Annotated in this window: 21 protein-coding genes and 1 pseudogene; 6 read left to right on the top strand and 16 right to left on the bottom strand. The window is 34.3% G+C overall.

Annotated features, from left to right (window positions below; genetic code table 11):
- Nucleotides 1-6 precede the first annotated feature (6 nt).
- The 3 genes from ACMHJ2_RS14595 to ACMHJ2_RS14585 all read right to left on the bottom strand — a co-directional run bounded on the left by ACMHJ2_RS14595 (nucleotide 7) and on the right by ACMHJ2_RS14585 (nucleotide 2,882).
- The gene (locus ACMHJ2_RS14595; protein WP_413513603.1) at nucleotides 7-825 is read right to left on the bottom strand and encodes a hypothetical protein; all 819 of its coding nucleotides are present in this window, start codon (nucleotides 823-825) and stop codon (nucleotides 7-9) included.
- A 1-nt stretch (nucleotide 826) separates the two neighbouring features.
- Nucleotides 827-1,426, bottom strand: a complete 600-nt coding sequence (locus tag ACMHJ2_RS14590; protein WP_413513602.1) for a hypothetical protein — start codon at nucleotides 1,424-1,426, stop codon at nucleotides 827-829.
- A 925-nt stretch (nucleotides 1,427-2,351) separates the two neighbouring features.
- Nucleotides 2,352-2,882: an NADPH-dependent FMN reductase gene (locus ACMHJ2_RS14585; protein WP_413513601.1), complete on the bottom strand. Its 531-nt coding sequence runs from the start codon at nucleotides 2,880-2,882 to the stop codon at nucleotides 2,352-2,354.
- A gap of 155 nt (nucleotides 2,883-3,037) precedes the next feature.
- Between ACMHJ2_RS14585 and ACMHJ2_RS14580 the strand changes: the two genes are divergently transcribed.
- Nucleotides 3,038-3,223: a DDE-type integrase/transposase/recombinase gene (locus ACMHJ2_RS14580; protein ID WP_413513638.1), complete on the top strand. Its 186-nt coding sequence runs from the start codon at nucleotides 3,038-3,040 to the stop codon at nucleotides 3,221-3,223.
- 227 nt (nucleotides 3,224-3,450) lie between these two features.
- On the opposite strand, the gene ACMHJ2_RS14575 is transcribed toward ACMHJ2_RS14580, so the two are convergent.
- Both ACMHJ2_RS14575 and ACMHJ2_RS14570 read right to left on the bottom strand, forming a co-directional pair.
- Nucleotides 3,451-4,203 (bottom strand): SIMPL domain-containing protein, encoded by a 753-nt coding sequence (locus ACMHJ2_RS14575; protein WP_413513600.1) that lies wholly within the window; start codon nucleotides 4,201-4,203, stop codon nucleotides 3,451-3,453.
- A 284-nt stretch (nucleotides 4,204-4,487) separates the two neighbouring features.
- On the bottom strand, nucleotides 4,488-5,261 hold the full coding sequence (locus tag ACMHJ2_RS14570) for a methyltransferase domain-containing protein (RefSeq protein WP_413513599.1): 774 nt from the start codon (nucleotides 5,259-5,261) through the stop codon (nucleotides 4,488-4,490).
- A gap of 205 nt (nucleotides 5,262-5,466) precedes the next feature.
- Here ACMHJ2_RS14570 and ACMHJ2_RS14565 point away from each other — a divergent pair, with 205 nt between their 5' ends.
- Nucleotides 5,467-5,622, top strand: coding sequence for a hypothetical protein (locus ACMHJ2_RS14565; protein ID WP_413513598.1), 156 nt, complete (start codon nucleotides 5,467-5,469; stop codon nucleotides 5,620-5,622).
- A gap of 48 nt (nucleotides 5,623-5,670) precedes the next feature.
- Here ACMHJ2_RS14565 and ACMHJ2_RS14560 read toward each other — a convergent pair whose 3' ends face one another.
- The 4 genes from ACMHJ2_RS14560 to ACMHJ2_RS14545 form a co-directional block, all read right to left on the bottom strand.
- Nucleotides 5,671-6,792, bottom strand: a complete 1,122-nt coding sequence (locus tag ACMHJ2_RS14560) for a hypothetical protein (protein ID WP_413513597.1) — start codon at nucleotides 6,790-6,792, stop codon at nucleotides 5,671-5,673.
- 426 nt (nucleotides 6,793-7,218) lie between these two features.
- Complete coding sequence (locus ACMHJ2_RS14555) at nucleotides 7,219-7,755, bottom strand: GRAM domain-containing protein (RefSeq protein WP_413513596.1); 537 nt, start codon at nucleotides 7,753-7,755, stop codon at nucleotides 7,219-7,221.
- A gap of 326 nt (nucleotides 7,756-8,081) precedes the next feature.
- Entirely contained in the window at nucleotides 8,082-8,696 is a 615-nt protein-coding gene (locus ACMHJ2_RS14550; protein ID WP_413513595.1) for a Vat family streptogramin A O-acetyltransferase, read from the bottom strand.
- An 86-nt stretch (nucleotides 8,697-8,782) separates the two neighbouring features.
- Complete coding sequence (locus tag ACMHJ2_RS14545; protein ID WP_413513594.1) at nucleotides 8,783-9,256, bottom strand: hypothetical protein; 474 nt, start codon at nucleotides 9,254-9,256, stop codon at nucleotides 8,783-8,785.
- Between the two features lie 488 nt (nucleotides 9,257-9,744).
- Between ACMHJ2_RS14545 and ACMHJ2_RS14540 the strand changes: the two genes are divergently transcribed.
- From ACMHJ2_RS14540 to ACMHJ2_RS14525, 4 genes are all read left to right on the top strand, one after another.
- On the top strand, nucleotides 9,745-10,635 hold the full coding sequence (locus ACMHJ2_RS14540) for a helix-turn-helix domain-containing protein (RefSeq protein ID WP_413513593.1): 891 nt from the start codon (nucleotides 9,745-9,747) through the stop codon (nucleotides 10,633-10,635).
- Nucleotides 10,636-10,702: 67 nt separating this feature from the next.
- Nucleotides 10,703-11,728, top strand: a complete 1,026-nt coding sequence (locus ACMHJ2_RS14535; RefSeq protein ID WP_413513592.1) for a DUF6268 family outer membrane beta-barrel protein — start codon at nucleotides 10,703-10,705, stop codon at nucleotides 11,726-11,728.
- 48 nt (nucleotides 11,729-11,776) lie between these two features.
- Nucleotides 11,777-12,181, top strand: coding sequence for a hypothetical protein (locus ACMHJ2_RS14530; protein WP_413513591.1), 405 nt, complete (start codon nucleotides 11,777-11,779; stop codon nucleotides 12,179-12,181).
- Complete coding sequence (locus tag ACMHJ2_RS14525; protein ID WP_413513590.1) at nucleotides 12,168-13,082, top strand: NmrA family NAD(P)-binding protein; 915 nt, start codon at nucleotides 12,168-12,170, stop codon at nucleotides 13,080-13,082. The genes ACMHJ2_RS14530 and ACMHJ2_RS14525 overlap by 14 nt, the downstream gene beginning before the upstream one ends.
- A 199-nt stretch (nucleotides 13,083-13,281) precedes the next feature.
- Here the strand turns inward: ACMHJ2_RS14525 and ACMHJ2_RS14520 are convergent, their stop codons facing one another.
- The 7 genes and pseudogenes from ACMHJ2_RS14520 to ACMHJ2_RS14490 form a co-directional block, all read right to left on the bottom strand.
- On the bottom strand, nucleotides 13,282-15,243 hold the full coding sequence (locus ACMHJ2_RS14520; RefSeq protein ID WP_413513589.1) for an OmpA family protein: 1,962 nt from the start codon (nucleotides 15,241-15,243) through the stop codon (nucleotides 13,282-13,284).
- A gap of 12 nt (nucleotides 15,244-15,255) precedes the next feature.
- Nucleotides 15,256-16,188, bottom strand: a complete 933-nt coding sequence (locus ACMHJ2_RS14515; RefSeq protein WP_413513588.1) for a type IX secretion system membrane protein PorP/SprF — start codon at nucleotides 16,186-16,188, stop codon at nucleotides 15,256-15,258.
- An 11-nt stretch (nucleotides 16,189-16,199) separates the two neighbouring features.
- On the bottom strand, nucleotides 16,200-17,507 hold the full coding sequence (locus ACMHJ2_RS14510) for a gliding motility-associated C-terminal domain-containing protein (protein WP_413513587.1): 1,308 nt from the start codon (nucleotides 17,505-17,507) through the stop codon (nucleotides 16,200-16,202).
- 180 nt (nucleotides 17,508-17,687) lie between these two features.
- Entirely contained in the window at nucleotides 17,688-20,342 is a 2,655-nt protein-coding gene (locus ACMHJ2_RS14505) for a hypothetical protein (protein WP_413513586.1), read from the bottom strand.
- Nucleotides 20,343-20,361: 19 nt separating this feature from the next.
- Nucleotides 20,362-21,795, bottom strand: coding sequence for a hypothetical protein (locus tag ACMHJ2_RS14500; protein ID WP_413513585.1), 1,434 nt, complete (start codon nucleotides 21,793-21,795; stop codon nucleotides 20,362-20,364).
- Between the two features lie 186 nt (nucleotides 21,796-21,981).
- Nucleotides 21,982-22,839: a hypothetical protein gene (locus tag ACMHJ2_RS14495; RefSeq protein ID WP_413513584.1), complete on the bottom strand. Its 858-nt coding sequence runs from the start codon at nucleotides 22,837-22,839 to the stop codon at nucleotides 21,982-21,984.
- 24 nt (nucleotides 22,840-22,863) lie between these two features.
- A pseudogene (locus ACMHJ2_RS14490) lies at nucleotides 22,864-23,627 on the bottom strand (hypothetical protein); the annotation flags it as partial.

Genomic DNA, 23,627 nt, shown 5'->3' with positions numbered 1-23,627 from the left:
GTGATTTTAATAAAGCGTCACGGTAATCACATAATTGGCATATTCTGTTTTATGATCGTTAATGGGACAAATAAACAAATAACTATCCTTAGCTATTTGACGATAATGGACCAAGGAATTTAATTCTCTATGGATTGGAATAGCTGCATTTAGAAAAATTTCGAAACTATCTATTACTAATGTTTTGTTTTGAAGTTCTTCACCTTGAAGTTTAAATATTTTTTCAATGGCTTCTAACAATCGCTTCACAATCAAAACGCCTGGTACAATAGGATAATTATCAAAATGCCCTTTACATTGTTCGCTCGTAACTTCTGGAATATGAACATTAAAATAAGATGGTTTAACTAAATTCAATTCTATCTCTTTATCAATTGAATGACTTTCTACAGGAATCTTCTCTGTATAATAACTACTAAAAACTTGATGAAAAGAAGCTTCATCAAAAATCACATACTCTAACTCAGCGGTATACACCAATTGAGCTTGATTATCAAAAATATCCAATAAGACCTTCCCTTTTCGTTTTGAGAATGAAAGCGTTTTTGTACAAAACTTTAATTCCCCCTCTACAATAGTATTGGGAATTTTTCTCATTCGAAGTTTTTCACCTAAGAAAAAAGTTTTGGAAGAAAGTTTCATGGCACTCAATAGCGATATACTGCCTAATGAAGCGGCTATTTGCACTATCTTACTAAATTCTGTGAACTGATTCTGTGAACTAATAGTAGTAGTATATTCTAGCGTTAATTCATTCATAACCACATTACTCATTGGAAATAAATAAGGATAGTTCTCTCCTATATAATCATATAAATGCTCCATATTATGAACGATTTTGTTTAAATATATACGTACATGCTATATTTGAGTTCTCGTCATAAGAACATCGGGCTACTTCTATCGTTACCTCTCTTAATTGAAGATAATCTTTGATTCCATCCAAAAAAGCTACCAAAGTTGGAAAACTTATATATTGATCGATTTTATATTGTTTAGCAGCTCTGTGATAACGATCAACTCCCCTCAATTCAATAACGGCGTAATCCGGAGTATACTCCTTCACCTGAAACTTAAACTCAGGGCTTGAGGTATAAATAGCAGAAATAGCAACCAAAATAAGGGATCTACAATCGCGATCCATATTGGGATCTTTAGCCAAAGCTTGTTCTGCTTTTACTTTCCCAAGCTTGTAGAATAATTTTTCTGACTGTAAACGTATTTCATCTACTCCATATTGTTCTCCAGTCGACTGCAACTGCAAAGCATAAAATTGGGAGGTAATATTAGATAAATTGACCGCTAAATCTGATACAGAGACAGGTAGATATAAATCGATTAATCTTTCTTTTATCTCCTGTGAAGGATACTGATCACTTCCTCTTAACGGGTGCAATTCCTCAAATAAAGTAGTTTTTTCTTTCATTTTTACAATTCGATTTAAGTGCTTTTTTAGGTTAATTTTAATATAAATAATACTAAAAGTATCAATTTATTTTTAATTACACCATATTAAATACAATAAATTATACTAAAAATAAAAACCGAAATAATACTAAATGAAAGTCAAACCACATCAATTGTAGGCTTCCTTATTTTTGGACATCTCCAAATTCGACAGATAGTGCTTCTTATATCTAGATTTACTGAAGCAGTTAAATTTTGAATACACACAGTTCTATTACTTCTCACTGATAAAACCTTTAAAATAATACTTTAAGTAAAAACCTTGAATAACACAGAAATTATCTCTCTGAACATCAGCTATGAAATGAATTAGTATTAAATAACGCAAAACAATCCTTTAGTGTATGAATATTTAAATCCTACCCTAACTACAATCCTTATGATCTATTTATAAAATGAATTACACCTCGTTTTTTTGAGCGAAATTGGAAACAAATCAAGGCAAAAAGATCAATTATACTTATCAGTAGTTGTGGCAAAACTAAAATCTGCTGCATCTATTAGACCGAGATAGTCTTTCCCTTTTTTGTATTTACCAATCCCAAAAAGCAAATAAAATCCCTTTTCTTCTGGGTTAATAGGAAATAAAATCGAGAATTATAGTACTATATTCCTTTCTGCGCTTCAGCCAATCCGGCCTTGCCCTCCTCGCTGTCAGGATACAAATACAAAAGCAACTGAAACAATGGTATTGACTTCGCGGGATTCTTTTGTAAGAGCAACGCTGAATAAGCCCAATTCATCCAAACAGGAGAAGTTATAGGAATACCCTAAAGTATCTATTTTTACGAGTAATGAAAATAGCTGATTTATAAGAGAAGTGATTTCATCACCCTCTTTTAATTTACTACACTATTGATGTTTTAAAAAGACAGGATATCTTATCACTCTCTTTCTAATAGCTTGGTAAAATCAAGTATAAACTGATCAAGAACTCGTTTTGTTTTTATTTCAATTTCATTCGTTGTTTGATCGATTCTCCCCTTTACCCCATTAATTAATACTGTCGTTTCAGGAATAAACTTAGCCATTAAGGTTTGAGCAATTAGCATTAGCTCTTCATGTCCTTTTTCTCCACTAGCTGATGCAGTAATTAATCCCATTGGTTTATCTGCAAAAATAGTTGTAGACACACACCACTCAAATGCATTTTTTAACCCACTAGGAATACTAAAAATATATTCGGGGGTCAAAATTAAAACTCCATCAGAGTCGTCTACTAAATTTCGGAAATTCACTATTTCTTTGGGGGTATTCTCACTAGATAATTCTGGTACAAAATGAGGTAACTCTGTCAGTTTATCAAAAAGAGTAACATTTAACCTTGTAGAAGTATTAGTTTTAATATACTGCGCTAGGGTATGATTCGCAGATTGAACACTAGCGCTACCAATAATAAGTAATATATTTTTCATTCGTTTTTTAAACGCATCTTTTTTAAATCAATACCAACACGCGTGGTTGTAAATTTAGGCATTGTACCCAATAAAAAAAAAGACAAACTTCTTAAATTACTACAGACTCTCAGCCTTAATTTACAAGGGCTAAACATCACTTAAATCGAGAATTTATTATCACTAGGCCTAATCAAGTTTGGGTTTCAGATCTCACCTATCTTCGATTGGAAAAAAGTTGGACTTATCTGACCTCGGTTCTTGATATATATGACCGCAAGGTGATTGGTTGGGCTTTACGCAACAGAATGCATGCTGGACAAACCAGTATCACTGCTTTTAAAATGGCAAAGATTAATTGACCCTTAGCCCATCAGGAGCACTTATTTTTCACTCCGACAGAGGAATGCTATAGGCCTGTGATGTTTTTAGGCTATAAACACTACACACATTTCAATCATTAAAACACAAACAAATCTGCAATTTATACTTATAATCTGGTAGTAGTACTCCTTTGTTTTTTGATAAAGCTACTTTAAATAATAGTATTGATGAAACGACAACTTGATGTACTTGTTTAAGGTTTCTGTTATTCTAAAAAGAAAACAATCGTGCTTACTACTCTAGCTTTCTGAATATAGGGTTCATTCAGCACATTATTTATGCCCTCCTCCTCAAAATGATACCTTCCTACGATAGTGATTTGTCCCTGTGAAGCTGTTTTTATCTTGCCTAATTTAGCTTGAGAATCGTTCGCAAACTGCTCACCCGCAATACGTGCGTTTTTTGTGCTTTCCGCTATTAATTCTGGTTTAACTGAATTTAGTTCAGGAAAAGAATAAATCGGTTCTATATTGGAAGTCAAATCTTTACTAATTAAATCTAATTTGATTTGAGCGGTTCTGTTTTCTGCTTCTTTTATGTCTTTTGTTTCAATGGTTAGTTGCTGTGTAATCGTATATCGGTCTATTTTTACTGACACTTGTCGTCCATCTTCCCAACGGAGTTCATGATACTTTTCTTGGTCACTTACCCCTACATTATCGATTTTAATTTCATTTTGGGAATAGCCAAGCGTAGTTAAATAAGCAATAATCGTATTTTTCTTATGTTCGGTTTGCTTCATTATTTGTTGTAAATCATCCCCTGAAATTGCAAAATCAATCACAAGGGTAGCAGAGGTCGCCATCATATTCATTTCGGCTAATCCTTTTACGGTTACTACACGATCTTTATCACTAAAGGTCTTTAGTCCTTTGAAAATAAAAAATCCCAATAAAGAAAAACCTAAGACTACTGAGAAACCTAAAATAAGTGATTTTGCTATTGTTTTATTTTGCATAATGATGGAATTTTACAGGTTACTCGTTGCTATTATTTATTTCATTAGGATATACAATTGTACGCTTCTACCTTAGGATAAATGTTGTTCCTTTTATGGAAGCAATCTCCTAAATTTAGGATAACAAAACACAAGTGTATTGTTTTAAATGTATCACTAATACAACGAATAAAAAACAAATTAACTTTACTTTAAAAAGTATAAGATAATAAAGTATAACCTTGTGAACTAGAGGCTATATTTACCTTATATAACGATTTAAAGGATTGGACTTGCTAACTCTTTTAATCTAGGGCTTTTATACCATAGAGCAATATTCTTTTAAAAGCGTATAAAGCAGGTAATTGTTTAAAGGCATGGGCGATTTCTACCTTAAAAGCCTTGATAAATAAAGGTCTCTCCTCCTCTTTTAACCGCTCCATATAAGGGATTAAGGCGGAACCTGCAATAAACTCATATAAGGTATCCTGATCTTCTGCAAGTATCGGATACACGCGTTGAGAGATATTCAAATTACTTAATCCACAAGCAAACATAATTTGTGCATATTCATCCACGCCTAGTACAGCGGATTTCCTGTTCCATCCTTTTAATTGTGTCTTATACGGTTCTGAATCTGCTAAATTATAAAGTAGTTTATTCAGCTTATTTTCAGCTTGACAAGGCATTTGCACAGCAAACTGTCCTCCTGGATTTATCTTTGAAATAAGTTTTGGAAACAATTCATGATGATCATCTGACCACTGTAGAGCAGCATTGCTAAAGACCAAATCCCAAGACTCATCCGCTGATGCAAATTCTTCTGTTGTCTGACATTTAAACTCTAACCTATCCGATCGTAAGGGATGAGCTTTCTCTAACATCTCTAAAGAAGAGTCAATTCCTGTAAAAGTAGCGTGATTAAATTTCTCGACTAATAAAGCGGTTTGTTCTCCTGTACCACATCCTAAATCAACCGATTTCATTGGAATAGTTTCTTGAATCATATCACTTAAATCAAAGAAGGGCAAAAAACGAACGTTCTTAAACTTGTTGTATATTATTGGATCCCAAGGCATAAAATTTAATTTTAAATGTATATAAAGTTAATACCTCTATCCTAAAATTACACCTATAATTTGTAAAAAAACAGGAGGTTTTTATGTGACTTTTGTAATAATAAGGGTTATAAATAACAAATTAATAAGGGTAAAATAATGCAGTATTTACTTTTAATACTTCAAAAAGGGAAGTCAAAATTAGACATGCACTAAAAAAACTACTATGGAGAATCCAATCACAAAAGAAGATTTACACCTATTGAGTCAAACGAGTATCCCGGAACTAAAAGAGTTATTTACTACGCAATCCAGTGAGATTTCACTGGATTGGCTAAAAGCTAAAGAAGCAAGACAACTACTTTGTATTTCAACGGTTTAAAATTAGTACTTAATGTCGAATTAAAACACGTTGTTAAGCGTCATTTTATTAGAGATTTTCTCTCTTTAATTCCATGTGAATCGTGTCCTTGTATAACATCATTTTCCATTGCATAGACTCATCGTTAAAATTGTCAATCTGAATGGGAATTGTATCTGGTTTATTCCGGTTCTTTTCATAGGATATAACCTTAAAATTCTGTCCATCTTCATCGTGGTAATACTTCATAAATAGGGATGTATTATCCTCATACAAATAGGGATTGGGACAATAATACATTTTTCCTCTTTCTTCAATATAGATTGTTTTCCAAGCCAAAGTATCTTGTAGCCATGCATTTTCCTTAATCAATTCTCCATTGCGCGTCATTGCGGTAACGTTCCATTTTCCAAAATATTTTTTTGAGCGATGAACGTCATAATTATAGTAAATAACAAATACTAAAGGAATTAGGATGCACAACACACGAGCGATTGAACGTGAGAGATTAGTCCCCATGGATGGCAATCTATCTTTGTGTTGCTTAAAGAAGTTTATTATATTAACCTTATGCTGTAAAAAAAGATAAAGTAAGCCTAAGGTTATTAGGATAGAGGTAAATAAGGTAATGGGTCCAATCTTGTAAAAAACATTAATCAAAACAATGTTCAGCATAACCGGTAGCAGTATTGTAATGCCCAATAAAATGGTGCGTTTGAATAACAAAAGAACACTGCCAATGATTTGGAAAAAGGCCAAAATAACAGCAAGTCCATAAGAAAACCCATAGTATTTCCAAGTTAATTCTTGTCCCGTTAATGCATCTGATAAAGAATCATTTATATGATAGGAATAATTAAAATTAACTTCAAATATTTTTTGAAAGCCAAAATCCAACAGTAGAAAGGCAATCCAATAACGCAACAAGGTTGAAAGCCAAGCTATGTATTTTACAGAATTAATAGTTCCCTTCTTTTCTTTTCTTTTCCAATAAAAAGAAAAACCAATGGAGAATAGGATGGCTAATCCTAAGGCAATAAAACCTATGGGAATTGCAAACTGTAGTATTTTAGGCGGTAAAAGAGGTACGACTATAAAAAGAGCGGTATTTATAGCACCTACAAGGGCTAAAAAAGCCAATGAAAATTTCGAAAACCACTTGGTGTTCTGTATTACTTCGGTTGAATTCATAGATTCTTTTAATTAATATTTCAGGTTTATGGTTGTTCAAAATGAGGTTTAACTTTGATTTTTTTTGAAACAAAAGAAGTAAGAGTTTAGTGAAAAAACACCTATATCCGTATTTCGTTAAATTAACCGCTAATATAAATATTTATATAATCTATTAAATGTTTTATATCTAAATATTCATTAATTGAAAAATAATTTAATGTAAAAATTAAATCATAACCTATAGTTAACTAAAAAATTATAAAAAAATTTAGCAAAATCCAAATAGAATTCTCAGTACAGCTGTTGAAGCAGTTTTAAACAACAACTTCATTCTATGTTTGTACGCTACCAAAAAATAAAGCCGAATAGCAATTTACTATTCGGCTGTTTTACTTCTGAAAGCATTCAGAATACTATATTATTCTACCTCAGTTTTTTATCCTTTTACTTCATTTTCTCCTTTAAAAGTTCAAGCCATTTCGCTCTATCGTTTACTACAAAACGATACTCCTGATCCGCTAGCTTAATTTTTAAGCCATTGTCTATAATCCCCATAGTCTTACAGGGTTTAACATCTTGTATGTCTGCCAATGCAATGCGAACAGTTCTCTTACTCAAATTAAACTTATGTGAATGAAAGACTACATACGCTTGTGTGATACCCAACTTACCCCCTATGGCCTGTCTTTTTAAAAAGAAATTCGCAACACCATAGGCCTCTAACTCCTCTCCTTCTTCTAAAGGTATAGCTAATTTAAGCATAATTCCCTTAGTCATTTTCTTAATAAAAAAGTAAAAAAACACAGAGAAAAGTACACCAAAAAATACGCCCTTTGAAAGGTAAAAATACCAAGTTTCAAGCTTCTGCTCAAACACCCAATCTAAAAGTACCAACACAGGGATATACATTACAATGACAAGACTTACCATCTTGACCTTATCTTTTGTACTTACCCCTAATGCGTTCTCTCCTATTTTCATTCGTTTTTAATTTAGTTCTGGTTAAAGATACGGATAAAGTATTACTGCCACCCAAAGGAAAGTAAGCTGTAATTCATTATTTATATAAATTAGATATTTAATAAAAAATTATTCACGGATACATAAATCATATAATGCAACTATAGAAGGTGAAATAATTATCCAAACTTTATGAATCAGATTAAAACGATAGCCGTAGGTTCATCCGTCGATACCTCTCTGTGAAGTCATCATGACTAATTATTTTATTGCTAATTTTTCATCCATTGAAAATTACAAGACAAAAATGAAACGACAAATTCAAATAAGCAGAAAATAGATACGAACTACTCTATCCTTTTCTCTGTTAGATATTTTAGATTATTTGTTATCTTTTCGATATCCCAGTTCCACCATTGCATTTCTAAAAGTTCTTGTATTTTTGCTTCAGAAAATCTCTTTTTTATTTCCTTTGCAGGGTTGCCCCCCACTACGCTATAAGGTGCTACATTCTTTGTTACAGTAGCATTGGATGCTATAATAGCGCCATCCCCTATATGGATTCCAGGCATGATAGTGACATTAGTGCCTATCCATACATCATTACCGACTACAGTATCTCCTTTATAAGGAAGCTCAGATAACTTAGGCTCAGCTATTTTCCAATCTTTACCAAAGATATTAAACGGATAAGCAGTGATACCATCCATCTTATGATTCGCTCCATTCATAATAAAAGTTATGCCAGATGCTATCATACAAAATTTACCAATAATCAACTTATCACCTATAAAGTCAAAGTGATACTTTACATTCTTCTCGAAGTTTTCTACGCTTTCGAAGTCATCATAATAGGTATAATCCCCTACTACGATATTTGGGTTGGTGATTATATTTTTTAAAAAACATAATCGATCATACTGCTCTAAAGGAAAAGCATCCTTACTATCTGGTATATTCATACTTCTATTTTTTTAAGGCATAACACTAAATAACAAAGCTCTGTTAAACTTTTAGTAAATAAAAAGAATTTATGCCCCCTGTACACTCAATACTTATAAAACTCATATCCTTTCGTACTTAAAAAAGTAAGAAGCCTATCGTAATTTTTATATTCAAATTCCCTAAACTTAATCTTTTTTTTTGTTTGTTTACTTACTACGGTGAAAGTCTTTGTATGGGGATTATGTTTTATATTATCATGTCCTTCATGAATTATCACATCACTCTTAGCTAGAATAAATGATTCATTTAACAAATTATTAATCTTTATTTCTATATCAGAAATTTCTATGCTTTTACAATTTGAAATCAAATAATATGGTATAGAAAGGCTAAGGCATATAAAAAAAACTATTGCAATCACATCATAGGACTCTTTTTCAAAATAGTCTTTGAAAACAATCCCCGTATAGTTAACGAGATTATAAATAAGTCCACAAAGTAATACCAGATTCAAAAAAAATAGTATCGGATATAAAAAGAAAAGTTTCAAACTATATTTAGATTTTATTGTTTCCATTTTTAATTAGTTAAAACTCCTAATCGAAAAACTTCCAATTAATAACTTACCTACAAAATTTCTTCTTCGCATTAATCTTAGATTAGCTTAATTAAATTTTAAAAAAGTGCAAATGTAAGTCGAAATTAAAAATTTCCATTCCCATTAATTTGTTAAAACTCCACCGTTGATTTTCCTTTGAATTCCTTTGAAAAAAGTGTGGTACAAAATAGCATAAAACAAAGTTAACCCCCTATAAATGATCGATTTAAAATTAAGGTATTGAGTATTTCTAAATCGCTAAACAAGCTAGAGAAATCCTTGGTGAGAGACAATCTCTTATTTGGAGGGTAGCTGTGAATCTGAAGTACTCTACCATCTATACCAATCAGAGGGTCCGTTGGTGTAATAGAGCGGGTATATATAGTAAACATTTCTTAACTTTAGAACTAATTTATTTGAGAATATCCTGATATTTGTCAAGAGGTATCAATCCGTAATATTGTGTTATGACAAAAATAAAAAGAGTAACTCCACTAGACTTCAGAGGAGAATTTATGTCAGAAATGTCTGCGGAATTTGCCGTATTACGCACTCCTATTCAAATACACGATATAGCACAAACTTCAGGGTTCATTAAAGTTCCTACCCCACTGCATAGACCCGAGTTTAATTTTGTCGTTCATATTACCAAGGGGACAGCCGTACAACAAGTAGATGCCAATCAAGTCGCATTAAAAGAAAACGAAATTCTTTTTGTTAGACAGGGGAATGTAACGGCTCTAAACGAGGTAAGTCCTGATGCGGCAGGATACATTATTTTATTCGAAGACCAAATACTCAATCAAATATTGTCTAAACAAGAATTGATAAAGCTCTTTTCTGTTAATCTAGTACTTCATTTACCACAAGAGACAAGTACATGGCTACATGCGTTATTCGAGTTATTGAACGTAGAATTATATCAAAACACGCCTAATCTAGGAATCTGTTATTCTTTATTTCAAGCAGCACTACAAAAAGTGTTTACTGCTACAGCAGAGTTGAATACAGCAATAAATAGAAGCGCTGAGATTACTTTTCACTTCAAAGAATTAGTCTATCAACATTATCAAGAGCAAAAGTCCGTGTCCTTCTATTCTAGAACACTAGCTGTATCAGAAAACTATCTACACCGATGCATCAAAGAAACCATAGGTGAAAGTCCAAAAGAATGGATGAACAAGGTTAGTATTTTACAGAGCCAGTTACTGTTGCAAGATTTGACCAAAAGTATTTCGGAGATAGCTTTTGAGCTTAATTATGGAGATCCGAGTTACTTTGGCAGACTTTTTAAGAAAGTAACCGGAATAACACCTTCAGCATACAGAACTTCCATTATGCAAGATTTGTCCGAGTAAAGCGTGGTTTAGTTTTACTCCTTGAGCTGTTTTCAATCCATCTTTGCATCAATAAATACAAAGAAAAATGAAAACAGTACTTATTGCTAACCGCTATACCTTAAGCATTAAACGCAGTCCTATTCTCCACAATAAAACTAAAGCTACACCTAAGTGGCTTAGTCTATCTCTAATTGCCTTAGCTTTTATCCTTTATACGCCTGATTCTTATAGCCAGATTATTCAGGATGTCGGAGGCGTATCTTTTACCGTACATGCTAAAGCTACTTTTAAAGATATGCCTTCTGAAAGTGATAATTCTGATACTAAATTTCGATTAAGCACTTATGATGCTTGGCTTCCACTGCCTCCTATTACGCTAGGTAAAACGACTATATTTAGTAATCTTAATTACCGGCTCATGGATTTTAAGTATGACGACAATAAGATTGACAATCCAAATCACCTTCAGAAAATACAAGAGATGAAGTCTGTTATCATTATTCGAAGACCTATCTCTACTAGATGGTCTATACTTGGCATCCTTATGCCTACTCTTGCTTCTGATACTAAAACTAAAATCTCTTTTGATGCTCTTTATATGGATGGAATACTTGGTGTATCTAGACGCTTTGGCTCCCACTCTAACGTAGAGATTGGTCTTGGAGTACATGTCATGTATTCTTACGGAGAAACGATCATTACACCCGGTATATCCATTGACTACCGCAGTACAGATGATAAATGGTTAGCCCAGTTCTATTGGCCCAGACTAAATGTTTTATATCGTGTGACACCTATTACACAACTAGGCTTTGCAGGTTCTATTGATTGGACAAGAATGAACTTAACAAATTATATCCATAAGCAAGAAAATAAGGAGGTAGACTACGCTCAGTTTTCTACAGTACACTTTGGGTTGCAAGCCCATCAGAAAATCACGAAAGGAATTACCCTACAACTACAAGGAGGAATGGGGTTAATTAACAGCTATGAGTTATATGATAGCAATCAAAAGTCTATCAAAAAATACGCTGTTTCTAATCTACCTTATGCTAAAATAACCTTAAGCTATCGCATAAATAATCAACCCAATCATGCTAAACGCAGATAGCTTCCGCCCTTTTTCTTTTACAACCCTACTATCCTTAAAATCATCATCATGATACCTAATCACCATCAAACAGCTTTTACTTTAAAAGCAATTTTAGCGGCTATACTACCTGCCTATTTTTTCCCTACTGTAATGTCTTATTTGCCAGGCTATCTTATGCAAAACCATGAATTAATGGCTGCAAGCTATACCACTATTGGTTTTTCGTCTTTGATAGCCACTATACTAAGTCTCTTTATACTTTGGCAATTCGAATGCAGACAAATATTGGTACACAATAGGGCACTAAGAGCCTTGCTTCTTATCCCTTTCCTGGTTGGATTGGGCGCTTTAAGTGCTTATGTACTGAACTTACCTTCAGAATACTTTACTATTATGTTATCAACCTTTATAGGAACTACAATCATTACCCTTCGTCAAAAACTAACTATTTACACTCATGAAAAGAACTAAACCCACTATTGTCGTTTTTGGATGTACAGGTACAGTAGGAACAGAAGTTATGCGTCAATTACAACACCTAAACTGCAATACAAGAGGAGTATTAAGAGCTGTAGACCGTCCATACCCTATTCCGGTAAGTTCCTATCCTAACAATATCACTTATATTAGTGCAAACCTAAACGATAAAGAGCAACTGCGTTGTGCTTGTTTTGGGGCTGATGCCATATTCCTACTTACAGCGACTTCTCCCCAACAAGTAGAATATGAAATAAATATTATCGATGCTGCCAAATACTGTGGTATCAAGAGAATAGTAAAACTATCTGCTCCTAGCATACCATCTACGGTCCATGTTGAGGTAAGTCAATGGCACCATCAAATCGATACGTATTTGATCGAGCAAATCGATGAATATTGCTGTCTAAGACCGCATTCCTTTATTCAAAATTGGGAACGCAATACCTTTACGATTCAGTCCTTTGGAAAAATTTATGGAGCCTTAGGTACGGCTAAAAGAAACTATATCGATTGTAGAGATGTAGCTACTGTAGCTGTAAACTATTTAGTAGAGGAAGAAGAAATCAGAGTGCGCTCTGTAGTTTTAGCAGGTCCTCAAGCCCTAAGTAATCAAGAAATGGCTACCAAATTATCGCTCGTTACAAATCGCTCAATAGAGTACATCGATATCCCAGCAGAAGAGCTATTCAAACAGTTAACCCAAAGAGCCAAACTGCCCAATTGGCTAGCTAATCACATCCTAGAATTAGATAACCTAGCCATACAGGTACCTGAACCTAAAATAGACACCATCACGGACTTAATTGGTAGAAAACCACGTACTATGGATGAATATCTACAGGAAAATAGACATCTATTTAAGCGAAAAGCACTTTGGAAGATGCTTTTTTAATTTATTGTCAAACTTGAAAAAAACCAATCGAAAAAACAGAAAGCAAATTATTTTTCTATTTAATGTATCTTTTAGTTCTATCCTTTTTTTTCTCAAAAACATAACTAATACGCCTCTCTTAACATAAAAAAAGGATTAGCTAAAACTCAGCTAATCCTTTTTTTTGAAAAAATCACATTAATATAGGCTGTAAACTTACCTATTTATTCACAATAATAAACTCACTTCGTCTGTTGAATTGGTGTGCTTCATCAGAACAAGGTACACCGTTGCTACACGTATTGAGTAATTGACTCTCTCCATATCCTTTACCTGTTAAACGATTTGCCTCAATACCTTTACTGGTCATCCATTGGATTGTCGATTGAGCCCGGCGTTCGGATAAAAGCTTATTATAAGCGTCATTACCTCGACTATCAGTATGAGAACGAACATCTATTTTCAGCTCTGGATATTGCAACATCACCTCTACTACCTTCATCAATTCAATTTGAGCATCGCCTCGGATATCAGATTTATCAAAGTCAAAGTAAATTGGTGCTAATTTAAGCTTCTTAAACAAATCATCTCCTGATTCGATTCTTGTCCCATCTGCTTCTAATTTAATATTAAAACGCTGTTGTGTTTTTCGATCGGTATCTACGATAAACTCCTGAGTGAAGTACCCCTCGTTACTGACTCTTATGCGGTAATTGTAACCACAGGGTAAACTGATACTGTAAAATCCTTGGATATCGGCATGAACTACATCAATTTGTTGGTGATTCACATCGTAAACGATAATCTCAACTCCATCTAGTGATTTTTGAGTATCTTGATCTAAGACTAAACCATCTATAAGTTGAATACAAGGTTTCTCTACAAACAGATAAACATCATCTCCGCCATGTCCTCCTTCTCTATTGGATGTTATAAATCCTTTCTTGGTCTGAGCATCAATATAAAGTCCAAAATCATCAAATGCACTATTGATATCAGGTCCTAAATTAATAGCAACACCTAAAATTCCATCAACATTAATCTTGGATTTATACAGATCCAAGCCCCCAAAACCAGGATGTCCATCACTGGAAAAATACAACATATAATCAGAGGAAATAAAGGGAAATGTCTCCCTACCTGCTGTATTAATATCAGTACCTAGGCTTTCTACTTGTCCAAATCGACCCGAATCGTACATTCCGATGCGGAATAAATCCGATTGACCTAAACTACCCTGACGATCAGAGACAAAGTAAAGCCACTTTTCATCGGGTGTTAAGGCCGGATGAGCTGTATTAGAACCTTCTACATTAAAAGGTAATTCAGCTACCGATCCCCAACTTCCATCTGCCTGTTTTTTGGCTTGGTAAATTTTTAATAAAGATGAATCATCCGCATTGTATTGGGCTTTTTTACTGCCTTGTACTGAACCGTTATTACTTGTAAAATACATCGTCTGGCCATCTTTGGTAAAAACAGCAGTTCCCATATTAAGCTCTTTAGAAGCAATTTCTTTAGCAAATAACACAGGAGTCTCAAAAGTTCCATCTTCTAAAATGGTAGTAGAATACAATTTAGTGTATTGTTGATTGGTCCAACTGTGAACCTTATTCTTCATTTGATCATTCAATCGAGAAGATGTAAATATGAATTGGTTAGTTAAAAGCGTTCCTCCATAATCAGAATACGCACTATTTACATCCAAATTAGCCATCGTAAAACGAGAAGCGGGTAATGTTCGTTCCGTCAACGCTTCGCTACTAATCAATAACTGTGCACGAGAATCTGAAGTGCGGCGTTCAGCAAACTCTTGGAGAATCGCATCTGATTGAGATACTTGATTCACCGCTTTAAGTGTTTGGCCATAGCGATAGTAATACTCAGGATCTAAAGTACTTAGGTTTTTATCCTCATAAGTTCCTTCAATAAGTTCCTGATACCATTTATATGCCTCTACTAATTTGCCATTAAAATAATAGGAATCGCCAAGTTTACTCAAGATGGAGGTATTGATATACCCCTTATCTGCCATACTTTCGTAAACCTTGATCGCTTCTACATAAGCATAGGTTTCAAATTCCCTATCTGCTTTTCTCTCTTTTCTAGTTTGTCCAAAGCCAATTACGCTAAAGAACAAGGCCAATAGCAACATACTATTGCCAAAATGGTGTCTCATCATAATTATGCCTTTTTAGAAAAATCGAGGAGCGACTTTTTTCTTGTTGTTACTAAATAATTCAAACTTCATAAATATTTCATGGGAGCCAGAGTTGTAGTTCGATAGTTTGCTCGTATCCGCATCATACGTATAACCAACAAATAAACCATCGGTCACTTGAAAACCAGCCAATCCACTTACAGAAGCATCCCAGCGATAAGCAGCACCTAGGGTAAACTTCTCGTAGAACAAAAAGTTAGCCGTTACATCTACCTGTAAAGGAGAACCGGTGATAACTTTGGCTAAAGCTGCAGGTTTGAATTGAATATTTGTATTGATATCCAACACATAACCTCCCATCAGGTAAAAATGCGTTTTCTCATTCATTACTTTATAATCATTGTCGTTGTAAATATTACTAGACAAAAGAGTCGGTACAGATAGACCTACATAAGCTCTATCTGAGTATAAATAAACCCCAGCTCCTACGTTTGCTGAAAACTTATTGGAAATATTCGATTCGGAAATTGGATCCGTTCCATTGTAAATTCGCAACTTATCATAGTTAACATCCAAAAGCGATCCTGTACCTTTTAATCCAAAAGCCAATTTATACGTGTAGTTTAAATCTACGCTATACGCTAAATCAACTGATAAACTATTTTGATCCATAACCCCTAAATGATCATTCTTAAAATGAACCCCCAAGCCCAAGCCATTATCTGTTAAAGGTGTAGTTGCCGACAAATAAGCTGTTCGTGGCGCGCCATCCAACCCAACCCATTGGGTACGGTATAATCCGAAAATCTGCAAATGATCCACACTACCTGCATAAGCAGGGTTAATCGAGGCAGGATTATACATGTATTGCGTATACTGGGAATCTTGCTGGGCAAAGGTTTGATGCATACCGATCAAACTCAAACACGCAAAAACGATCGTCTGTATTATTCTATTTCTTTTCATCTGATCCATCTTTAATTATTTTCCAAATGTAGATTCGCCGCTTTTTTGATCATGCGACTGCCATTCTTATCAGTATACTCATACGTAACTACGTAGTAATACGTTCCACTAGGTAACTTACTGCCTTTATCAACCGTAACTTTTCCTTCAGAATACCCTTTAAATACGTTGCTACTTCCATCTCCATTGGAATCATACTGCGTCGTTTCATACACACGAGCGCCCCAACGGTTAAAGATTTCAACCTTGTTGTTGGGATAGTTTTTGATGTTGTCGATGATAAAATAATCATTCTTGCCATCCCCATCAGGGGTAACTAAATTGTAAATCACCACATCGCCATCCAAAACCCAATCTTTCTTTACCGTAGCTAGGGTAAAAAATCCATACCCTTTAACCGTGGCGATCGTCGTTACCTCTTTGGAAGACATATCAACTACGCCTCCTTCATCTATCCACAACTGTTGTTTGGCATCCCAACGAACGATGTGTAATTCACCTTCTGGATCTTTTAATACCTCAGGTGAAGTAGTTAATTCATCCCAGCTTAACGTCAACAAGACATCACTCTTGTTACCATCTGCTTTGTCAATAATCCAATATTCTTTATTATTTACTACTTTTATTACACCAGCCGTATTAGGGCGTGCCGTAAAAAAAGCTTCATCGTTATAAACGTATTGCCCTACAAAAACATCTTCTACATCTTTGGGGGCGGAGATGCGAGCATAGCGATATTTCTGCTGATTTCCCGTCGGATAGGTAAAGCCTTCCTTGCCTATTTTTTCAACTTGACCATCAACATGTGAATCGTTGCTTACATTAATCGCTTTGGAACCTTGATGAAAAGTTAGCATCCCATTGGAAACTTGGGTAACCGGATTAAATACCGTATCTACTTTAACGATGCCAGACTGAAAATCAACAGTCCCTTTGGCCTCAATGTTGTTTTTTAAATCAAAAGCTACTGTTTGAACTGGGCTATTAAAGGTGACATGATGAAAGGACGAAATTCCGTTACCCGCAATCTGCTTAGCCGTATTTGTCAAGCCATCAACCGTGAAAATAGTCATCGAAGTATTGCGATTAGCTGTTAAGCCATAATACCCTTGGTTGATGAAATTTTGAAAGTAAATTACTGTTCCATCATTGGTTACATCGCCACTCTCTTGATTTTCAAAGGTTCCTTCAAAGGACATTAATTCCCCTGAAGAAATGGACAATTCCCCCTCGTTGACTATCAAAGGAGGCTCCTGTCCATAAATCACTGTACTAAAACAACCTAGTAATAGTACTGTATATATTTTTTCTCTTATCATGCTTAAAAATTTAATTGACTTTACTTTATGTAAACACTTCAAGGATATACTATCAAAAAGGAGGGTATGCCTCAGTGTTTTTAGGTAGCTTCTAGAAAGTAGGTGATACAACTCCTTTTTAAGTCCTCTCCTCGGTTGTATCACCTTTTTTCTAAAAACTATTCATTTCAAAATCAATTCTTATTTATTCGCTAAACGTTCAATTAAAGCGGAAAAGATATTAGAGGAGAATGCTCCAGTATTCGTAATACCAAATGACTCCTGATCTACTTTATAAGGTTCTCCCAATCGATCTATTTGACTACCAACACGCATAGTACCATAATACCAAGTATATACAATAGGTGCCCATATAAAGTTTTCGTGCATTTTATTTACAAACACTATTCCTCTTGAATCACCAAACTGTGCTCCTCTATCTGCAACTAGCGCTCTATAATTTGAGCCAGTTACTCTAAATGAACCCTGATTACTTGTAGGTCCCGTATAATACCAATGAATATCCCCTTTACCTCCATTAGGTTTGTTGGCATAATCATAACCATTACGTGGCTTGGTTAAAAACTCACTTTCATCCACTACATGTAGATTAAAACTGCTATCCGATATTGCACCTGCTCCATCAATATCATTTCCATTATTAAATCTTTTTATCAGTTCATATCCAGATTTATCTCTACTAGTTCCAGGATAGGAAGAAAGACCATTGTTACGTATCAGCATATCAACATACTGTCTATTTACCCAACCTTCATATATTGTTGCCAACCACAATACCCCCTTATCATTCTCAACATACTCATAAAGTGCATTAGCAAAATCTTCATTAATTAAGTAAGCTCCTTTTCCAGCTGTCAATATAAAGTTGTATTTACCTGCTTTAACTTCTTCAATAACTCTTGCTCGCTCTGCGATAAAAGCAGCATTTAATCCCCCACTATAATGAGCAAGTACACGGACATTCACTGCTCCTGTTTCAACAAAAGCCCCTTCTTCTCCAAAACGGTATTGTCCGTTGGCATTTCTACCAGTAAAATAAAGCTCTTCAGAAGATGAACTTTCAGAGCTCATATAATCATCACTACTTCTAACGATCAATATACTAATATCATTAAACCCAACTTTTACTTTTACTTGGTTACATTGTGTATGGCTCATATCATTAGCACTTAAACCAACCGTAAATTCTCCTTTGCTTGTTGGCACTATAGTTCCGTCAACAGCATAAAGCTTTACCTCTTGGACACCCGTATTACGAAATACTTGTTTTACTCCTGCTCGGGTTGTACTAAACAAAATACCATCCACAGCTGTAGTCGTATTAATTTCATATTCACCCACCACAGTAACATTGACCTGAGCGGAAATAAAATAATTCTCTTCAATTGGTTTATTCGCTGGTATTGCCCCCCTATTGGCCTTTATCGTTGCACAATCAAGGGTATACTGAACAGGTTTCAAGTCAATAGGTAAAACTAAAGTATGTCCGTTTTCAATTTCAAATCTCGCCGCATCACCACTTAACGTAAGATCTAAAGAGCTTGCTCTTGGTAGTAGGCCTCCAGCAACTGCTCTGAAAAGTACTTCTTGTACGTCACCCGCATTTGCTGGCATATCCAACTTCACATTCTCGGCTTTAAACTCAATCCCTCCTGCACCCTTTAAAAACAAGTTGGTTTTACCAGAGCCAATTACCTGAACAGGCAATGTAATTGTATGATTTGCATTGAGTGGAGTTTCTTGATAATAAGGTTCAGTACCGAATGTACTATCGTTAAAATTACCTTCAATTTTTGTCTTTTCAACTTTTACATCAACAGTTGCTCCACCAATTGTTCCATTGGGATCACTCGTATTTACTTCAAAAGTTAACAAATACAAATCCTGTGAATTCACTAAAGGTGTATTTTCTCCTAATATAGGTTCTAATATTATTTTATCTGTACCACTTATCACTTGTTTTGTTCCTTGGAATTTCATCCCCAAAGTAGGATTACTTGCTGTAATGGTAGCTAATCCACCGTTAACTACACGGATATCTACCTCAATCGTATTTCCTTTTACGGTAGAAGCCTCCACCCCAACGTAATACGTTCCCTTCGCATGGTGTGTTGCTGAAGTAATGGTGAAATCTAAATCTGCAGGAATTACTAACATTTTTAGATCCGTACAGTTTGTAGAATTTTGACCATTAATACTAAATTGCAGCTTATCTCCATTAATGGCAGCTGCTGAATCGTACCCTCTAACAGGTGTACCCATTCCCTTAAGCACAATTTGATACGTTCCAATTGACTGAAATTGACCTTCAGCTGAAAAGAAATAACCATTATCACTAAGAGCCGAAATCGTATAGGTACCTATTTGATTTACTTTTAGGCGAATAGTCATAAATTGTTCTTCGGGCTTAAAAGCTGTTCCTTGCTGTGCTTGAGGTACTCCATTTACCATGGTAAATCCATTAAAAGTAATGCTCTCACAGCTACCAGCTTCTATTTCTAAGTCCGCAGGCGGCAAAGTACCACACACACTCATCCATTTACTTGAGCGCTCACTCCAATATTCAACACAATCAATATCGACATTATAAATGGCCAGACCATTGTCTTTTCCCATATCTTTATGAATCGCATCTCGCTGTGTAGTAGTCATACGAGGTAAGAAAAACCCCTTACTCGTACTTTCTAAATCCAAGATTGCATTCGTTTTTAATTCTTTGTCAGCGGTACTATCTGTAATACGCGTACCCGTTGATTTATTTACTTGCCCATACATCATACTTATACTAAGTAATAGTATAGAGATAAAGGTTAAATATTTTATTATATTTTTCATAACTTCTTATTTTATAGTGCTATTTATTCCCTTTCACCCATTTTTCCAATTGAAAAAATTGTGTTTTAAGATTTTGAAGCTCTTCTTTTTGATCGTCAATTATTTTTTGTTGTTCAATGGTATGCAAATACAATTCTTCTACTTTTTCAAGTAATTGAATAGACAACTCAGACACATTGATCAAATAGCCTTCCTCTGCAGACTTTTCTAACTCTGCAATGGAGGTAATACCTGGTAAATGATAGTTTGATTTAATAAAAGATTCTACTGTTGCTAAATCTTTAAAGGTATAATCGTCCTTTAAAGCAGATGCTTCATTCGTAAAATAGTGGTCGAAAACATAATCTGCATAATAACTGTTACGAGCGTAAATACTACCATTAATGCGAAGTTTCTCATCTGGTTTTAAATTATTTATCGCTGCTCTAGCTTCATCTGGCTTCAACCCAATTCCAACCCAACCACTGGTAAAAATGTTATCCGTAATATTTAAAGCTTCCGTATTATCTTCTGGTTTATGCCATGGTTCACGTACTACATTTCGGAGATTCACTTGTTGTTTAGCTCCTCTTTCATTAGTAAAAATTAAATTATCATTCCCATCAACTGTCATACTAGTAAGCGTTTCATTTTTCTTCACCAACTCGACAAGGCTAATTGCATTATCAACTCCCTTCTCATTGGTAAAAATCAATCCTGTTCCCAAGTTGTCAATTCTAAGATTGGTAATCGCCGGAATATTATCATTATCTCCACCTAGTAAATCTTTTACAGCAAAATTGAATATCTTCTTATCCTCATCCGTATAGATTAATTCTAATTCTGTAGTTTTTTTTTCCAAACGAATACCTTGATCATCTAATTCCTGTTGTGTTTTCTCTACTCTAGTTTTCTCTCCATTACTATACTGGAATAATTCATACTGCTCTAACACAAAACTCGTAAGCGTTTGGTTTTTAGTCACTAAATCTGGAATATCTAATACTAAACGTCCAGGAGCATTTGGATCAGCCGCCTGCGTTTTATCTGGGGTATAAACAAATACTCCCGTTCCAACTGTTTGACCATTTACCACAGTGGTCTCTTCAATGAAAGATTCTTGTATTTGACCTTCTAAAATCAAATCTTTATCCTCACTTGTCAATACTCTAATCCATTTTCCAGCAGGAATAGCAGGTGTAATTGTCCAATAGTAATATCCTTTAGGAACATTTACATATCCTTCATTATATACTAAAAGGCTTTCTTTAATTTCTGCATTAATTGGTGCTTTAAGATTTACATCTTGTATAATCACATTAGGTATTAATAAACCTTGATCCTCCGATTGTATGTGAAATATAGCACTTGGATCTGGAATATTTACCCCAATCCCAATACTTTTGCCTTTTTGTGCACTAGCCACAAAACCAATGCATAAACAAGCGATCATTATTATTGTTCTTTGTTTCATTTTTCTATTTTTTTTTCATCTACCTTTTATTGCATTAAAAGTTATAATGATGAAGTAGGTATAACATAAGTCCTTTTTAATATAGACGTTTAATCTATTTTCAGTCATCCTTACTAGCCTTTCTTTTCAATTACTATGCAACAAGAACTAGCAAATAACTTGCGTTAGACAAGAATTTCTACATTATTAAATTTGTTCCTTTGAACTTAATAATTCAACGATAACTCCGTATTCACCAGCAGGTAGCGTATAGTAAATACTGCTAGATCCTAAACTAAACTTCAAAATCCCGCTGCTTGTAACCTCAATATCCGTTATATTGATATCAATTATTTGCAAATTATTGTTCAACAAATGAATCCCATAAATAACGCCCTCTTCTAGTAAACGCAACGATTCACTGCTTAAACTTAAACCGTTAACCTCAGCGTTGCCTTCTTGAATTTGAGTTTTACCATAAACACTGTAGTGATATTTTCCTTTTACAGATTTTCCTGTATAAACAACTTGTTCTGTAATATCATAACCCAAAGACTTCTTAATAAGAAATATATTTTCTGGAGTTAAATTGCTCAATAAAGTATCCAAAATATCGATTTCTTCATCAATTTCATTTCCTGTAACTGCATCGATTTTCTTGATGTATAATACATCTTTAGTTCCTCCATTAATCTTTCCATAATATACTCCGCCATTAATAATTTGATTTGAAATTAATTCAATAATGGTATCTGTATTTGGAAGCCCAGTCCAAGCACTTCCTGTCCAATAATAATAGCCTTGTATTAAATCCTTCGCCACATCTTCTGTGGTATTATAGACGATCAATCCAATGTTGTGTACATCACTGCTACTCCCCTTAAGAGGTGCATAAGAAGTCTTATCAATCAATGATACTTTTGGCATCAACACCCCTTTATTCCCCTCAGCGCTATGTATATCTAACATAGCAGAAGAGGAAGGAGTTCTCACACCTATTCCCACTTGGGCGTATCCACTAAGATATCCCACAAGCAAGAACATTATAAAAACTAGCTTTTTCATTTCTTTCATTTTTTTAAATACTAATTATTTTGCTGTATATTCAAAAACAACTTCATAATCGCCGTTTTCAAATGCAGTATACATATTACCTAAACCGAAGTTAAAATCGAGCTTATTATCATTCGTTGTAATGACATCTGTAACATTAGTGGTTACAACTTGTTTAGTTGTCTTATTAATTATTATTACTGAAAGTAAGGTTTCAATTTTTTGATTGGTTGCTTCATAGATGAAGTCATTGGTTGCTGAATCGAATACTTTTTTTGAAGGATTAACCGTAATTATATTGGTAAAAGTAACATCATAACCATTTGAATGATTAACATTTATCGTGCGCTTTCCTCTATAAACTTTATGTCCATCAATAGAAGCTCCTACTGCTAAATCTGCAGTGTCTACTTTAATAGCAACCTCAGTTCGCTCTAGGATTTTTTCAATAATCGTATTATTGGTTGTCTCTTCAATTACTTTAAGTATGTCTTTGGAGATATCAATTTGTTCAGGGATATCATTTTTAATGATGTATAACACATCCTCTCCAACGCCATTGATTTTTCCATAATACACATTACCACCTGTCGTGTTGAATTCATTAACCGTATTAAAGATTTCTTTTTTCAACGTTTCACTGTTATGAATTGAATTGATGACATCGTTGGTCATGTTGATGTAGAACGTTTTACCGTGTTCCCCAACATAAGAATAGTAAATTCCTCCATCTTTTAATTCAGAAAGATCTAATATTTCGGTAGCTTGAGGTGCTCCTGTATTTCCATCCCCTACGACTA

It is taken from the genome of Myroides odoratus, from assembly GCF_965118575.1.
GTDB classification, from domain to species: Bacteria; Bacteroidota; Bacteroidia; order Flavobacteriales; family Flavobacteriaceae; genus Flavobacterium; species Flavobacterium odoratum_B.
Note: the sequence above shows the minus strand (reverse complement) of the source record. Positions and strands in the feature narration are given on the sequence as shown.

What these genes read in the sequence shown, in the direction of transcription:
- ACMHJ2_RS14595 (WP_413513603.1), bottom strand. Translation starts at nt 825, where the DNA reads ATGGAGCATTTATATGATTATATAGGAGAGAACTATCCTTATTTATTT.
- ACMHJ2_RS14590 (WP_413513602.1), bottom strand. Translation starts at nt 1,426, where the DNA reads ATGAAAGAAAAAACTACTTTATTTGAGGAATTGCACCCGTTAAGAGGA.
- ACMHJ2_RS14585 (WP_413513601.1), bottom strand. Translation starts at nt 2,882, where the DNA reads ATGAAAAATATATTACTTATTATTGGTAGCGCTAGTGTTCAATCTGCG.
- ACMHJ2_RS14575 (WP_413513600.1), bottom strand. Translation starts at nt 4,203, where the DNA reads ATGCAAAATAAAACAATAGCAAAATCACTTATTTTAGGTTTCTCAGTA.
- ACMHJ2_RS14570 (WP_413513599.1), bottom strand. Translation starts at nt 5,261, where the DNA reads ATGCCTTGGGATCCAATAATATACAACAAGTTTAAGAACGTTCGTTTT.
- ACMHJ2_RS14565 (WP_413513598.1), top strand. Translation starts at nt 5,467, where the DNA reads ATGGAGAATCCAATCACAAAAGAAGATTTACACCTATTGAGTCAAACG.
- ACMHJ2_RS14560 (WP_413513597.1), bottom strand. Translation starts at nt 6,792, where the DNA reads ATGAATTCAACCGAAGTAATACAGAACACCAAGTGGTTTTCGAAATTT.
- ACMHJ2_RS14555 (WP_413513596.1), bottom strand. Translation starts at nt 7,755, where the DNA reads ATGAAAATAGGAGAGAACGCATTAGGGGTAAGTACAAAAGATAAGGTC.
- ACMHJ2_RS14550 (WP_413513595.1), bottom strand. Translation starts at nt 8,696, where the DNA reads ATGAATATACCAGATAGTAAGGATGCTTTTCCTTTAGAGCAGTATGAT.
- ACMHJ2_RS14545 (WP_413513594.1), bottom strand. Translation starts at nt 9,256, where the DNA reads ATGGAAACAATAAAATCTAAATATAGTTTGAAACTTTTCTTTTTATAT.
- ACMHJ2_RS14540 (WP_413513593.1), top strand. Translation starts at nt 9,745, where the DNA reads ATGACAAAAATAAAAAGAGTAACTCCACTAGACTTCAGAGGAGAATTT.
- ACMHJ2_RS14535 (WP_413513592.1), top strand. Translation starts at nt 10,703, where the DNA reads ATGAAAACAGTACTTATTGCTAACCGCTATACCTTAAGCATTAAACGC.
- ACMHJ2_RS14530 (WP_413513591.1), top strand. Translation starts at nt 11,777, where the DNA reads ATGATACCTAATCACCATCAAACAGCTTTTACTTTAAAAGCAATTTTA.
- ACMHJ2_RS14525 (WP_413513590.1), top strand. Translation starts at nt 12,168, where the DNA reads ATGAAAAGAACTAAACCCACTATTGTCGTTTTTGGATGTACAGGTACA.
- ACMHJ2_RS14520 (WP_413513589.1), bottom strand. Translation starts at nt 15,243, where the DNA reads ATGATGAGACACCATTTTGGCAATAGTATGTTGCTATTGGCCTTGTTC.
- ACMHJ2_RS14515 (WP_413513588.1), bottom strand. Translation starts at nt 16,188, where the DNA reads ATGAAAAGAAATAGAATAATACAGACGATCGTTTTTGCGTGTTTGAGT.
- ACMHJ2_RS14510 (WP_413513587.1), bottom strand. Translation starts at nt 17,507, where the DNA reads ATGATAAGAGAAAAAATATATACAGTACTATTACTAGGTTGTTTTAGT.
- ACMHJ2_RS14505 (WP_413513586.1), bottom strand. Translation starts at nt 20,342, where the DNA reads ATGAAAAATATAATAAAATATTTAACCTTTATCTCTATACTATTACTT.
- ACMHJ2_RS14500 (WP_413513585.1), bottom strand. Translation starts at nt 21,795, where the DNA reads ATGAAACAAAGAACAATAATAATGATCGCTTGTTTATGCATTGGTTTT.
- ACMHJ2_RS14495 (WP_413513584.1), bottom strand. Translation starts at nt 22,839, where the DNA reads ATGAAAAAGCTAGTTTTTATAATGTTCTTGCTTGTGGGATATCTTAGT.